Consider the following 14696-nt stretch of genomic DNA (forward strand, 5'->3'; position numbering starts at 1 on the left):
TTATAAGCTCATTTTAAAATAGATATTTGTGTTGCGTACAGTTTTTTATCTCGTTGGTTTAGCAGCGTCTCTGGTGATCGCAAGACCGCACTTGTCTGAACCGTGTAACCGATCTTCTGCAACTGTGGCCCAAGCGGGCTGCTTTTGCGCCAGATCAGGCCGATTTTGCGGGCGGGTTGTTTGTCTTTGAACCTCGATACGGTGACCTCTGCTGTGGGCGTTTCGACCGACACCGCCATTTCTGGGATCAGGGTGACGCCCAGACCCGCGCCAACCATTTGCACAAGCGTAGAGAGTGAAGAGCCGTCGAGCCCCTCATGCGGGCGGGCGGTTGGCATGCCGCAGAACGACAGGGCCTGATCGCGGAAGCAGTGGCCCTCTTCCAGAAGCAGGAGGCGCTCCCGCTCCAGATGTTCGGGGGCGGGGACGGGTGCGGTTTCCTCGGACTTTGGGCGCACCAGCACGAAGTTTTCAGACAGCAGCGGCATTTCCTCAAATGTCGGTTCTGAGACGGGGAGGGCGACAATGGCGGCGTCGATGCGGCCGTGGCGCAGCTCCTCAATCAGGTTGGCTGTCATGGTCTCGCGCACGTGCAGCTCCAGATCAGGGAAGTCCACGCGCAACTGGCGCAGGAAACGGGGCAGCAGATAGGGGGCGATGGTCGGGATAACGCCAAGCCGCAGCCGCCCGGCGCCCCCCGATTGCGTGATACGCGCCATTTCGCCAATTTCCTCCACCCCGCGCAGGATGTCCCTGACACGGCTGGCCATGTCTTCGCCAAAGGCGGTGAGGCGGATTTGGCGGGCGGTTCGCTCAAACAGAGGCACGCCTAGGCTCTCCTCTAACTCTTTGATCTGAACAGACAAGGCAGGTTGCGAGATGGCGCAGGCTTCTGCGGCGCGGCCAAAATGACGGTGTTGGGCGAGGGCTTCGAAATAGCGAAGCTGGCGGAGGGTGAGGTTCATCATAGGATTTGATTATCAAAGCGATTGGAAAATGCAACTTCTCCTAATTGATTTTCTGCGTTTAGAATAATTCCAGAGAATCGAAACACCCATCTACCCGACAGGAGGACGATATGGACGGAGACATGAAAGCAGGCGGATGCCCTGTGATGCACGGGGCTGTCAAAAATGAGGATCGCGGAAACCGTGACTGGTGGCCCAATCAGCTGAACCTGCGTATTTTGCACCAGAATTCCGCTAAGTCTGACCCAATGGGCGCGGATTTTGACTATGCTGAGGAATTTGCGAAGCTGGATTACAAGGCGCTGAAAGAGGATCTCTATGCGCTGATGACGGACAGTCAGGATTGGTGGCCTGCCGACTACGGGCACTACGGCGGCTTGTTCATTCGCATGGCTTGGCACTCTGCCGGGACCTACCGGACGGCGGATGGCCGTGGCGGTGGGGGCACCGGGCAGCAACGGTTTGCGCCGCTGAACAGCTGGCCTGACAACGGCAACCTCGATAAGGCGCGGCGTCTGCTGTGGCCGATCAAGCAGAAATACGGCAACCAGATCAGCTGGGCGGATCTGTATATCCTTGCGGGCAATGCGGCGATTGAAAGCATGGGGGGCAAGACCTTTGGTTTTGCTGGTGGTCGACCCGATGTCTGGGAGCCTGAAGAGGATGTGTATTGGGGCGCAGAGACCGAGTGGCTGGCTGATTCCAAAGCCGAAAACTCTCGCTACTCTGGTGAGCGTGATCTGGAGAACCCACTCGCGGCTGTGCAGATGGGGCTGATCTATGTGAACCCGGAAGGTCCAGATGGGCAGCCTGATGTGCTCGCCTCTGGGCGCGACATTCGCGAAACCTTTGCGCGGATGGCAATGAATGATGAGGAAACCGTTGCGCTGGTGGCCGGTGGCCACACCTTTGGGAAAGCGCATGGCGCAGGCAATCCGGAGCTGGTTGGCCCAGAGCCGGAAGCGGCCCCGATCGAGGCTATGGGGTTTGGCTGGATCAACCAGCATGGCACCGGCCATGGGGATGACACCACCACCTCTGGCATTGAGGGCGCGTGGACGGCGAATCCGACCAAATGGGACAATGGTTTCTTTGATCTGCTGTTTGGCTATGAGTGGAACCTGACCAAGAGTCCGGCGGGTGCGTGGATTTGGGAGCCGATTGATGTCAAAGAAGAAGACATGGCTCCTGCGGCACATGATCCGAGCAAGAAAGTGAAGACGATGATGACCACCGCCGACATGGCGATGCGTCTGGATCCGATCTATGGCCCAATCTCCAAACGGTTCCATGAGAACCCGGAAGAGTTCCAGGATGCCTTTGCCCGCGCCTGGTTCAAACTGACCCACCGTGATATGGGCCCTCGCGTGCGCTATCTGGGCGAAGAGGTGCCAAGCGAAGAGTTGATCTGGCAGGATCCGATCCCAGCCTCTGACACGGATCTGACTGAAGATGACGTGGCCGCATTGAAAGCTGCCGTGATCGGCTCTGGCGTGTCGGTGAGCGATCTGGTGAAGACCGCCTGGGCCTCTGCCTCCACCTTCCGCGGCAGTGACATGCGTGGCGGAGCCAACGGCGCCCGTCTGCGTCTTGCGCCGCAGAAAGACTGGGATGCGAACGAGCCAGCCGAGCTGGATCGTGTGCTGAGCAAACTGGAAGAGGTGAAAGCCGCCTTTGGCAAGCCTGTGAGCACAGCGGATTTGATCGTGATTGCAGGTGCTGCAGCGATTGAGAAAGCGGCGCTGGATGCGGGCCATGATGTGTCTGTCCCAGTGACGCTGGGCCGTGGGGATGCCACCCAAGAGCAGACCGACGTTGAAAGCGTGGGCATGCTTGAGCCGCAGGCCGATGGCTTCCGCAACTACCAGAAGGCGCAGTACACCGTATCCCCAGAAGAGCTGTTGCTGGACAAGGCGCATCTGTTGACCCTGACCGCGCCAGAAATGACCGCGCTTGTGGGTGGTCTGCGTGTGCTTGGGGCCAATCACGGCGGCACGGCACATGGCGTGTTCACGGATCGAGTTGGACAGCTGACCAATGACTTCTTCGTCAATGTGCTCGACATGGGCACAGCGTGGTCAGACGCAGGTGACGGTGTCTACGAAGGCAAAGAGCGCGCCAGCGGCGATGTGAAATGGACCGCAACCCGCGTGGATCTGGTGTTTGGCTCAAACTCGCAACTGCGCGCGCTGGCGGAGGTCTATGGCCAGAGCGACGGCGAGGCCAAACTGGTCAAAGACTTTGTCGCCGCCTGGAGCAAGGTCATGGACGCGGATCGCTTTGACCTGAAGTGATCTGAGAGGATCGAAAAAAGAGAAAGGCGCGGCAGAGGTCGCGCCTTTTTTGGTTGGTTTCCACTGACGCTTTTAGGCAGGCCTCGGGCAGTCTCTTCTTAGCGGGTGGTCTGGAGCAAATGCTGCAAGCAGCCCTGCAGGGCGGCGGCGTCGTCGGTGATGACGCTGAGTGGGATGGTTGCGGGAGCCACGATGCCGGGGGCTTCGGATTGCAGAGTTTCGACAAACAGCGGCAGGGCGCGGCTGCCGAGCACGCCTCGGGCGGCGCTGCCGGCGAAGACGATGCCGTCGCGGGGCAGGTACTGGTGGATCAAGGCACGCGTGAGATAGGCCAATGCCTTGGTGAAGAGGTCAACCGTCGCGGTTGCGGCAGGGTCGTTTGCCTCATAAGCCGCTATGATGCTGCCACCGTCCAGCTTTGCGCCGCTGAGCAGGTGGTGCAGGCGTTCGAGTCCGGGGCCGCAGAAGATGTCTTCGACGGTTTGGAGTGGGGCGGCCTCTGCGCCGAGGGCGTCGTGCATCAGTTGGCCGATGCTGTGGGGCACTTCGGCATGGCCGAGCTCGGCCTCAATCACCAGCGTGTCGCCGTGGCGGGTCTGTTTGGTGAGGCTCACGTTGAAGCCGGTGCCAAGACCAGCCACCAGCGATTGGCCATTGGTCGGGGCGACGCGGGTGCCAAAGATATGTTCTGGCGTGATGCGGGGCAGGGCGTAGCCTAGCGCGGCGAGGTCGTTGATCAGTTCTGCATGCGCGGCACCGGATTGAACGCCAAAGCCTGCGGCAGAGAGGGCCCAGTTGCGGTTGGTCAGGCGGCCTTCACCAGCTTGCACGGGGCCTGCGATGGCGATGCAGATGCCATCAAGGTGGCCGGTTTTCTGGGTCGCGAGGTAATGGGCCAGCACGGCGTCAAAGCTGTCAAAATCGTCATTGCGGGCGCGCAGTATCGTTTCCTCATGCACCCCATCCGGTCCAGCCAGAGCCAGACGGGTGTTGGTGCCTCCGATATCGCCGACAAGGTAGGTCATGCGCCCGCAACTTTCTTGGTTCATGGATTTTGGTTTATGTAGCGAATTTAATCAGCCCTGAACAGGTACGCCTTCGGGGCGTTTGCCCAGAATGATCATGCCCAGAAGATCGTCATCGGTGACGTCTTTGACATCCACGGTGCCGACAAGCTGACCATTTTTCATCACAGACGCCCTGTCACAGAGCTCCATGACATCATGGATGTCGTGGCTGATCAGGAAGATGCCGATGCCTTCGGCCTTGAGCTGCTGGATGAGCTCAGAAACCATCTGGGTTTCATGGGGGCCAAGGGCGGCGGTGGGTTCGTCCATGATCAGGATCTTGGCGTCGAAATAGACCGCGCGGGCAATGGCCACCGACTGGCGCTGCCCCCCTGACAGGGCAGAGACAGGCTCGGCGAACTTTTTGAAGTTCGGGTTGAGCTTGCCCATGATCTTGCGGGTTTCGGCCTCCATCGCGTCATCGTCCACGGTGCCAAAAGCTGTGGTCAGTTCGCGCCCCAGAAAGAGGTTGGAGGCGGCATCGAGATTGTCGGCAAGTGCAAGGGTTTGGTAGATGGTTTCGATGTTGTATTTGCGCGCATCACGCGGGTTGTGGATCTCTGCCTTTTCACCGTTGATGTAGATCTCGCCGCCGTCCGCCTGATAGGCGCCCGACAGGATTTTGATCAGGGTGGATTTGCCTGCGCCGTTGTGGCCGAGCAGGCCAACCACTTCACCGGGTTTGAGATCAACAGAGACGTGATCCACCGCTTTGATCCCGCCAAAGGAGATGTGGATGTCACGCATTTCCACGAGAGGGGTTTGCTTGTCCATAATAGAACTCCTTATGCGCCGGTTACGCGCCAGTGCGACGGCGGTAGACGATGTCGACATAGACGGCGAAGACCAGAACGATGCCCACAACGATGTTTTGCAGCGGGGCGTCAACGCCTACAGAGGCCATGCCCGATTGTAGCGATTGCATGATCAATGCGCCAATCACTGCGCCGTAGATCGTGCCTGCGCCGCCTGCCAGGGCTGTGCCGCCGATCACGGCGGCTGCGATCACGCGTAGCTCGTCAAGGGTGCCGAGGCCCACGTCCACTGCGTTCAGTCGGGCAGAGGCGATGATGGAGGCGATGCCGGTCAGTGCCCCCATGAGCGCAAAGATCTTTACGGTCAACAGACGGGTGTTGATGCCGGACAGCTCTGCCGCCTCTGGGTTGCCACCGGTGGCGTAGATATAGCGGCCAAACCGCGTGCGGGTTGCCACAATGGTCATGGCGATGGCCACGGCGAGCAGGATCACAACTGGAATAGCAACACCGTGGTTCCAGACCATGCCATCCGTATATTCAATGCCTTGGGCTTTGGTGATGCGTTTCATGGCCCCTTTGGGGATTGGGTAGCTGTTCATGATCCAGACAAAGCACATGATGCCGGTCACGGCGATGGCCATCAGAATGCCCTCAGCCCAAGCTGGCTTTACTGTGAAGCCATGGCTCGCTTTGTTGCGGCGGCTCATGACCATGAGTGCCACAGCCGCAGCAGCTGCGATAAGGCCAAATATCAGGCTCATGGTTTCACCGAGCGTGCCCTCTGCACCGCCCCCTAGAAGGCGGAACGTTGGATCAAGCGGCGCTTGCGTTTGGCCCTGCGTCACCCACCACATGGCGCCGCGATAGACTAGGAAGCCGCCCAGCGTGACGATGAAGGCGGGGACGGTCAGGTAGCCGATGATCCAGCCTTGGAATGCGCCGAGGATGGCCCCCATCAGAATGGCCGCAAAGACGGCGATGATCCAGATGGACCAGTGGCCAAGGCCAAACACTTCGGGCAGCCATTTGACTTGAAGGGCGGCCACGGTCATGCCGATGAATCCGAGCATGGAGCCTACCGAGAGGTCGATGTGGCGCGTGACGATGACAAACACCATGCCTGTTGCCATAACGGCCACAGATGCAGTTTGCACCGAGACGTTGAAAAAGTTGCGTGGTGACAGGAAACGGCCTTCGGTGAAGATGCCGAATACAACCCAGATGACCACAAGCGCGCCGATCATGCCAAGCAGACGGGCGTCCAGCCCGAGCTTGTTGATCAAGTTTTTAGCGTGGTTTTGCATTTTGCGTTACCTCTTCGGTCGCAGCAGTCAGGTGCACAGATGGCCTGTGCGGACCATACCGCAGCAGCAAAGTTTATTGCGTTTTGGTGGGGGAGTGTTGGGGGCTCCTCCGGGGGACCGGAGGAGCAAGTCTTAAGCTTAGTTACATGCCGCGTTGGAAGAGCCAGCGCAGAGCACGTCTTTGGCAATCCAGCCTGCGTCCAGAACAACGTTCAGGTTGGCGGCGGTGACAGGCACTGGCGCGAGGAACATCGAGTTCAGTGTTGTGCCCGCAGGGGAGGTCCACTCAGAGGCGCCATCAACCGCTTCACCTTTGGCGAGGCTGACAGCGATTTCACCAGCGGCAGCCCCAAGCGCACGTGCGTCTTTCCATACGGAAACAGTCTGTGTGCCGGTTGCTACGCGGTTGAGAGCGGCGTGGTCGCCGTCCTGACCGGACACGGGGATGCCTTCCATGCCCTGAGCGGTCAGTGCGGCCACAACGCCACCGGCGGTGCCGTCGTTGGAGGCGACAACCGCGTCCACTTTGTTGTCTGCGGAGGTCAGGATCTGTTCCATGTTGCGCTGTGCGTTGGCTGGCACCCAGCCATCGGTGTAGGCTTCGCCGACGATTTTGATGTCGCCCGCGTCGATCGCCGCCTGCAGCACTTCCTGTTGACCGCCACGCAGAAAGTCTGCGTTTGGATCGGTTGGGGAGCCTTTGATCATCACGTAGTTGCCTTTTGGCATGGCCTCCAGAACGGCACGCGCCTGCATGCGGCCCACTTCGACGTTGTCAAAGGTCAGGTAGAACGCACGTGCGTCTTCGATCAGACGGTCGTAGGCGATCACTGGAATGTCTTCGTCGGCGGCAGCTTGTACAGCGGGGCCTACGGCGGAAGCGTCTTGCGCGAGGATGATCAGCGCGTTCGCACCCTGCGCGATCAGGCTTTCAACATCAGAGAGCTGTTTGGCAGAGGAGCTTTGCGCATCAGCGGAAATGTATTTTGCGCCAGCGGCGTCCAGAGCGCCTTTGATTGCTGCTTCGTCTGTTTTCCAGCGTTCTTCCTGGAAGTTGGACCAGCTCACGCCGATCACCAGATCTTCGGCGAAGGCGGCTGTGCTCATAAAGGCGCCAGCGACAATTGCCGCCGCGGATGAAAATAGTTTCATGGTTTCCTCCCAATGGTTTTCCCCGGCGACGGACCAATGTGAATCGATTTGGCCGGGTTGACCTATTGTTAGCGAAATAAATTTGTAAATCAAATTAAATCAGATAAACTTGCGAAGCGTCACCGAACATCGGCATGGTGATGTGCCAGTCAGCGCTGCATTGGTTATGAGAATGTCGCGCAGGGCGCGCTTGAGGGAGGTTTGCAAATGTCTGTCAATCAAAGAGAAATTGGGCGACGGATCTTGCTGGGCGAGATTCGCAGGCACCAGCGTATTCCACGTATCAACCTGAGCGAGATCACAGGCATCAGTCGTGCGACAGTCACGACAATCACCGCTGAGTTGTTGCGCGAGGGACTGATCGAAGAGGTTGCCAGCGAATCTGCTGACAAGGATGCGCGGCGCGGTCGCCCGAAGGTGGATCTGAAAATTCGAGGGGCAGCGCGCCTGGTGGCAGGGGCGAAAATTTCAAACCGCACCATTTCTCTGGTGCTTTTGGATTTTGAGGGCAACCATCTGGCGGATCACGAAGCCGAACTGGCACATGGGGTATTCGCCGCTGAGGATCTTGCGCAAGAGCTTGCGGTTCTGGTGGAGGCACTCGCCCAGAAAATCGGTCGAGCCCTCAAGGATGTTGCCGCTCTTGGGCTCGGCATTGCGGGGATTGTGGATGCCCCGCGCGGCTTTGTGCATTGGTCGCCCTCACTTGCCGCGCGCAATGTTGAATTTGGGACGGTGCTTGAAGCCGCGCTTGGGATCCCTGCGTTCTTGGACAACGACGCCAATTTGGTGGCTATGGCTGAAAAAAGCTTTGGTCTTGGGCAGGGGCACAGCGACTTCATCGTGGTTACGATTGAGAGTGGTGTTGGTATGGGCATCGTGATCAACGATGAGATTTACCGAGGCACCCGTGGATGTGGTGCGGAATTCGGTCATACCAAAGTCCAGCTTGAAGGGGCGTTGTGTCGCTGTGGGCAGCGGGGCTGTCTGGAGGCTTATGTTGCTGATTATGCGTTGATGCGTGAAGCGATGATTGCCACCGGCGAAATGGCGGAGCGGCAGGTGGGGGATATTCTTTCAGCGGCCAAGCAGGGTGATGAGGTGTCTGCCTCGATCGTGGAGCGCGCTGGGCGCATGTTTGCCATGGGGCTGGCCAATCTGGTGAACATCTTTGACCCGGAACTGATCATTCTTGCGGGCGAACAGATGCAATCCAGTCATCTTTATGCCGAAGAGGTGATTGATGCGATGCGCAAGTTGATTGTGCAGATCGACAAAGCGCCGCCGGAAGTGGTGATCCACAAGTGGGGCAACTTGATGTGGGCGCGAGGGGCTGCGGCCTATGCACTTGAAAATGTTTCTGAAAGCGCTTTGCAGGGGATGACGGATCATGTGGCATAAACTGTTGAGCAGCGCAGTAATGGTGGCCGCAAGCGGGGCTGTCGCAGAGGTGCGCTTTGCGCCGGTAGAGGTCGCGCCCCACGTTTACGATGGCGGCTGGGAGTTCTTTGTCGGCGGCGGCGTGGCGGCATTTGACTGTGACGGGGACGGGTTGTCAGAGTTGGTCGCAGCTGGAGGCACGAATCCACCGGTCTTGTTGCGCAATCAAAGTGCGCTCGGCGGTGCCGTTGTGTTGGAAGAGGTGACCCCAGACGCCTTGCGCGTCACTGGCACAACCGGGTTTTACGCGCTCGATATCGATGGCGACGGCTGGCAGGATCTGGTGGCGTTGCGTGTGGGAGAGAATAAGGTTTTCAAAGGCGGGCCCGCGTGTAGCTTTGCGGCGATGGATCTGCCTGGCTTTGACGGGGGCGACGCCTGGACCACGGCGTTTTCCGCCACATGGGAAGGTGACAACGCGTTGCCGACCATGGCTTTTGGCAATTATGTAGATCGGGAAGATCCAGCGGGGCCGTTTGAGGCCTGCGATGCCAATGATTTGTTTCGCCCAACAGGCGAAGGGTACGCTCACCGTTCTTTGGAGCCGGGGTTTTGCCCTCTGTCGATCCTGTTTTCAGACTGGGGTCGCAATGGGCGGGCGGACCTGCGCATGAGTAACGATCGGCATTATTATGTGCGCGGCGGATCAGAGCAGCTTTGGGCCATGGAGGCGGAGCCGCGACTGTATGGCGAGGCTGACGGCTGGGCGACACATATGTTGTGGGGCATGGGCATTGCGGAGCGTGATCTGGATTTTGACGGGGTGAATGAGGTGTTTCTCTCCTCAATGGGCGACCAGCGGTTGATGAAACGGGCCGATCCGGCGCTGCCAACCTTTGAGGATGTGCCCTATGAATTGGGCACCTCGGCGCATCGGCCCTACACGGGGGGGGATGGGCGGCCCTCGACGGGATGGCACATCAGCTTTGGCGATGTGACCAATGATGGTCTGGATGATGTGTTTATTGCCAAGGGCAATGTGCAGCAGATGCCCGGCGCTGCGATGGATGATCCAAATAATCTGTTGGTGCAACTGCCTGATGGTCGTTTTGACGAGCAGGGCGACGTGGCCGGGATCGCCACTTTGGCGCGCAGCCGTGGCGCGGCGCTGGTGGATCTGAATGGTGATGGATTGCTGGACTTGGCCGTGGTCAATCGGCGTGCGCCGCTGGAAGTTTATCAGAACGTCAGTAAGTCTGCGGGGAGCTGGGTGTCTTTGCGCTTACAAAATGACGGGCCGAACCGGGATGCAGTGGGCGCGGTGATTGAGGTGCAGGCTGGTGCGCGCACCTATACGCGTGAAATCACGGTTGGCGGCGGCCATGCCGGAGGCGTGGCTGGCGCGGCGCATTTTGGGATTGGGGACGCTGAGACCGTTAAGGTGCGCGTGATCTGGCCGGATGGCGAGGCAAGCGCATGGCAGGAGGTGCCGACAAACGGGCACTGGCAGATCAAGCGTGATTCTGGTGTGGTCGCTTGGCCGAAGAGTTGAGTAATATCAGTTGTCTAAGGGGAGACCTGAAGGCACTGACCTTGGCACGCCAAGCCGCCCTTTGATGGCATCGTAATCTGTCAGGCTTTCCAGAAATGCGAGGATCTGGCGGACCTCTGCGTCGTTGAGAGACACCGAAGGCAGATCGCTGGCCTGAGCGATCAGGTCCACTTCAGGTGCGTCTCTCATCAATTTGAAATCACTTGAGAATTCACCGTCAGATAGCGTGGCTGACGCAAGTGAATACGCTGAGAGGGATGTTTTTGGTGTCAGGTGGTGGCGCACGATGCCTTCAAGGCTTGTGAAAGCGCCGTTGTGTCCATAGGGGGCTGTCTGCGTGATGTTGCGCAGGGATGGCGTGCGGAAGCGGTAGAAATCTTCTGTCGCGCCGGTCACGCGGCCGCGGCCAACATCGCGGTTGTGACGTTCAAACCGTGCCGCTTTGCCGGGGCCGATTTGGGGCAGGGCAATGGCGTGAAAGCCGTGATCGGTTTGGAATTGGCCGGTGTGGCAAGTACTGCATTGCGCTTTGCCATAAAACAGCTCCATGCCCTCGGAAGCATCGGCATTGAGTGGGGTGCCTTCACGCAAGTAGGCGTCAAAGGCTGAGGCATCCGCGCGCCACTCAAAGGCGATGAAGGCCGCCATGGCATTGGCTATGTGGTGAAATTTGATGGGCTCAGTGCCGATGACGTCATCAAAGGCTGTTCTGTAGGCCGGGATGGCTTCGACGCGTTTGGCCAAGATGTCCCACGCACCGCCGGGGCCGGTGAGCTGGCCGAGGCGAACGGCTTGGGACACATCGTTTTCGGAGTAGTGTCCGGCCATTTCATCGCCGGAGAGCACCGGAAACATCGCCTGTGCTGCCAGTGCATTGTCAAATCCCATTTCCATCTCTGCGCCCAGCGGGGTGCGAATGCCAGAGGGGCGCGATGGATCGTCCTCTAGGCGTCCATCGTGGAAGAAGACGGTGAATTCGGTGGCGCCAAGGTTCCAGAGCGCCGGCGCATTGCGGGGAATGCGTTGCTCAGGCGGGTTTTCTGGGTCGATTTTACGGTTCAGGCCAAGGCCAATTGCGCCATCGCCAAGGCCCAAAGACAGGCCATCAGAGGTGCCCAGATCCGGGTGATGGCAGGAGGCGCAGGAGACGGATTTGTTGCCTGACAGGATGGGATCATAGAAGAGCAGCTGGCCAAGTTTGACCTCTGCCATGTCCTGTTCCGGGAAAATCGCATCCGCCTTTGGCAGCGGTGAGGCAACTGCCAAAGCAGGCCAGAGAGCGACGGAGCAGAACAGGAGATGGCGCATGGCTACCCTTCTTTGAATTGTTGGCCCTCACACTTTGGGTGAGGTGCAGGGGTTGCTGTTTAAGTGTAGACTAAACAGTATCTTACACGAACCTATTCACGTAATTTTCGAGAATTTCCTGACGGCCCGATTTTGGCGATGGGTTGATTTTCCCGCTCATGACATCGGCAAAGGTGCTGTCCAGATCTCCGGCCAGCATGGCTTTGGCCTCTTTGCTATCCCAGCCTGCGTAGCGTTCGTTGAGGGCCTGATCCAAGCCGCCATCCTCGATCATCGCTGCGGCGGCTTTGAGGCCTCGGGCGCAGATGTCCATGCCGCCCACATGGGCTGCGATCAGATCCTCTGCGTCCAGTGACTGGCGGCGGAGCTTGGCGTCAAAGTTGGTGCCGCCAGTGGTGAAACCGCCTGCTTTCAGGATGTGATAGTAGGACAGAGCCACTTCTGGCACGTTGTTTGGGAATTGGTCGGTGTCCCAGCCGGATTGATAGTCGTTGCGGTTCATGTCGATTGAACCAAGTACACCGAGGGCAGCAGCGGTGGCGATTTCATGTTCAAAGCTGTGACCGGCAAGGATGGCGTGGCCTTGCTCAAGGTTCAGTTTTACCTCGTTTTCGAGGCCGTATTTCTGCAGAAAACCATAGCAGGTGGCGGCGTCAAAATCATACTGGTGCTTTGACGGCTCCTGCGGTTTGGGTTCCACCAGAATGGCGCCCTCAAAGCCGATCTTATGTTTATACTCCACCACCATGTTGAGGAAGCGGCCCATGTGATCAAGCTCGCGGCCCATGTCGGTGTTGAGCAGGGTTTCATAGCCTTCGCGGCCGCCCCAGAGCACATAGTTTTCGCCGCCCAGACGTTTGGTGGCGTCCATACAGGTTTTCACGGTGGCCGCCGAATAGGCAAACACCTCTGGATCCGGGTTGGTCGATGCGCCTGACATCCAGCGGCGGTGGCTGAACATATTGGCGGTGCCCCAGAGCAGTTTGATGGCGCGCGTGCTCATCTTTTCTTCAAAGTAATCAATGATCTCTTCGAAGTTCTTCAGGCTTTCGGCAAAGCTGTCACCTTCGGGGCGCACGTCTGCGTCGTGCCAGCAGAAGTAAGGCTGGCCGAGGATGTCAAACATTTCAAAGGCGGCATCGGCTTTGACTTTGGCCATATCCATGCGGGTTTGCGGATGCCAGGGGCGCTCAAAGGTCTGGCCGCCAAATGGGTCGCCACCCTCCCATGCAAAGGAGTGCCAGTAGGCCACGGCAAAACGCAGATGGTCTTCCATACGTTTGCCCAAAACAACCTCATCGGGGTTGTAGTGGTGAAAGGCCATTGGGTTGGTGCTGTCGGCGCCTTCAAACTGGATGGGGGCGATATTTTTGAAAAAGTCGGTCATTGTGTCAAGGCCTTTATGCCGGGGTAAGTTTTGACGAAGGCGGCGTAGGCTGCCTCGTAGGCGTCGCGCAGCTCGGTGCGCGGAGCGATCGTTTTGGCAATCGCGGGTTTGGTCATGATCGCTTCTGGTGCGGCGTGTGTTGCGGCGCAAATGGCGAGGCGGGCCGCGCCGAGGGCTGCGCCAAATTCACCGGCTGCGGGCAGGGAGATTGGCATGTTCAGCAAGGTCGCGATGAGTTCGACCCAATAGGGCGATTGCGCGCCGCCACCTATGGCAATCAGGCCATCGAGCTGCGCGCCGGTGGATTTGAGTGCCTCAAAATTGTCGCGCAGCGCGAAGGCCACGCCTTCGAGCACCGCTTGTGTGAGGGCTTCGGGGCCAGAGTTGATGTCGATGTTGAGGAAGCCGCCGCGAATTTCTGCGTCATTGTGCGGTGTGCGTTCGCCGGACAGATAAGGCAAAAAGCGGATTTGGCCGGGGCCTGTGATGCTGTCGCCCAAGGCTTTGGTGAGGTCAGCGGGGCTTTGATTTAGGTTGCGGGCGAGCCAGTTGAGGCTGTCGGTGGCGGCAAGGATCACACCCATCTGATACCAGCGGCCGGGAATGGCGTGGCAGAAGGTGTGGACAGCGCTTTCGGGTTGGGGCGCATAGGCATCCCGCCCGGTGAGCAACACGCCAGAGGTGCCAAGGGAGACAAACCCGTCGCCTTCGTTCAGCGCGCCAATGCCGCAAGCGGCGGCTGCGTTGTCTCCGGCCCCCGCGGCGACAACCACGCCTTTGGGCAGGCCAAGCTCTGCGGCGATATCTTCGCGCACCGTGCCGATGGCTTCAGACCCTTCAAAGAGCTTTGGCATCTGATCGGCGCGCATGCCGGAGACGTCAAGCAAGGTGTCTGACCAGTCCCGCGCGTCAACGTCGAGCCAGCTGGTGCCTGCACTGTCAGACATGTCAGAAGCATAGATGCCAGTAAGCCAGAAGTTCAGATAATCCTTGGGCAGCAAGACTTTGGCGGTTTTGGCGAAGGTCTCAGGCGCGTTTTCTGCCACCCATGCCACCTTCGGTGCGGTGAAGCCGGGGAAGACGATGTTGCCTGAGAGGTTCCGCACCTGTGCCGTGGTATCAAGCTGTGCGGCCTGAGAAACGGAGCGGGTGTCATTCCACATCATGCAGGGGCGCAGGGGGGTGCCGTTTTGATCCAGCAGGTTTGCGCCATGCATGTGGCCGGAGACGCCAATGCCTTTGATCGCGGCAACTTCAGAAGGGAAGTCTGTGGCCAGTTGGGTGAAGACCTCTTTGGTGGCGTGGATCCAATCAGATTGGGTCTGCTCGCTCCAGCCTGGGTGTGGACGAGAGGTGACGTAATGGGCCTCGCGTGTTGCGATCACGGTTTGGCGCGCATCAATCAAAAGCGCACGTAAACCAGACGTGCCCAGATCCAATCCCACAAACATGGGTGTCCTCCCTAAGTCTCCTATACTTAATTTTTGCGTCAAATTAAATTGGAGATCAAATAGAAAGTGGCTTGG

The 14696-nt window shown here is 58.8% G+C and carries 11 protein-coding genes; 3 read left to right on the forward strand and 8 right to left on the reverse strand.

The window, feature by feature from the left end:
- Positions 1-8: 8 nt before the first annotated feature.
- Positions 9-968 carry a hydrogen peroxide-inducible genes activator gene (locus tag PJL69_RS01215; RefSeq protein WP_271308033.1) on the reverse strand — a complete coding sequence of 320 codons (960 nt, stop codon included), beginning with the start codon at positions 966-968 and terminating at the stop codon, positions 9-11.
- 110 nt (positions 969-1078) lie between these two features.
- Between PJL69_RS01215 and katG the strand changes: the two genes are divergently transcribed.
- Positions 1079-3262, forward strand: coding sequence for a catalase/peroxidase HPI (gene katG / locus PJL69_RS01220; RefSeq protein WP_271308034.1), 2184 nt, complete (start codon positions 1079-1081; stop codon positions 3260-3262).
- Positions 3263-3360: 98 nt separating this feature from the next.
- Here katG and PJL69_RS01225 read toward each other — a convergent pair whose 3' ends face one another.
- The 4 genes from PJL69_RS01225 to xylF form a co-directional block, all read right to left on the reverse strand.
- Complete coding sequence (locus tag PJL69_RS01225) at positions 3361-4287, reverse strand: glucokinase (RefSeq protein ID WP_271308035.1); 927 nt, start codon at positions 4285-4287, stop codon at positions 3361-3363.
- Between the two features lie 51 nt (positions 4288-4338).
- On the reverse strand, positions 4339-5103 hold the full coding sequence (locus PJL69_RS01230; protein WP_209097497.1) for an ATP-binding cassette domain-containing protein: 765 nt from the start codon (positions 5101-5103) through the stop codon (positions 4339-4341).
- 22 nt (positions 5104-5125) lie between these two features.
- On the reverse strand, positions 5126-6391 hold the full coding sequence (locus PJL69_RS01235; protein ID WP_271308036.1) for a sugar ABC transporter permease: 1266 nt from the start codon (positions 6389-6391) through the stop codon (positions 5126-5128).
- Between the two features lie 138 nt (positions 6392-6529).
- Positions 6530-7543 (reverse strand): D-xylose ABC transporter substrate-binding protein, encoded by a 1014-nt coding sequence (gene xylF / locus PJL69_RS01240; RefSeq protein ID WP_271308037.1) that lies wholly within the window; start codon positions 7541-7543, stop codon positions 6530-6532.
- A gap of 207 nt (positions 7544-7750) precedes the next feature.
- Between xylF and PJL69_RS01245 the strand changes: the two genes are divergently transcribed.
- Together PJL69_RS01245 and PJL69_RS01250 are read left to right on the forward strand one after the other, a co-directional pair.
- Positions 7751-8944 (forward strand): ROK family transcriptional regulator, encoded by a 1194-nt coding sequence (locus tag PJL69_RS01245; RefSeq protein ID WP_271308038.1) that lies wholly within the window; start codon positions 7751-7753, stop codon positions 8942-8944.
- Positions 8934-10475, forward strand: coding sequence for a CRTAC1 family protein (locus PJL69_RS01250; RefSeq protein ID WP_271308039.1), 1542 nt, complete (start codon positions 8934-8936; stop codon positions 10473-10475). Before PJL69_RS01245 ends, PJL69_RS01250 begins: the two co-directional genes overlap by 11 nt.
- Positions 10476-10481: 6 nt before the next feature.
- On the opposite strand, the gene PJL69_RS01255 is transcribed toward PJL69_RS01250, so the two are convergent.
- The 3 genes from PJL69_RS01255 to xylB all read right to left on the reverse strand — a co-directional run bounded on the left by PJL69_RS01255 (position 10482) and on the right by xylB (position 14621).
- A complete protein-coding gene (locus tag PJL69_RS01255) occupies positions 10482-11783 on the reverse strand; it encodes a cytochrome-c peroxidase (RefSeq protein WP_271308040.1) in 1302 nt (433 codons plus the stop codon).
- Between the two features lie 82 nt (positions 11784-11865).
- Complete coding sequence (gene xylA, locus PJL69_RS01260) at positions 11866-13170, reverse strand: xylose isomerase (RefSeq protein ID WP_271308041.1); 1305 nt, start codon at positions 13168-13170, stop codon at positions 11866-11868.
- A complete protein-coding gene (gene xylB, locus PJL69_RS01265; RefSeq protein WP_271308042.1) occupies positions 13167-14621 on the reverse strand; it encodes a xylulokinase in 1455 nt (484 codons plus the stop codon). Before xylB ends, xylA begins: the two co-directional genes overlap by 4 nt.
- Positions 14622-14696 lie beyond the last annotated feature (75 nt).

The organism is Shimia sp. MMG029 (genome assembly GCF_027947445.1).
Taxonomy (GTDB): domain Bacteria; phylum Pseudomonadota; class Alphaproteobacteria; order Rhodobacterales; family Rhodobacteraceae; genus Shimia.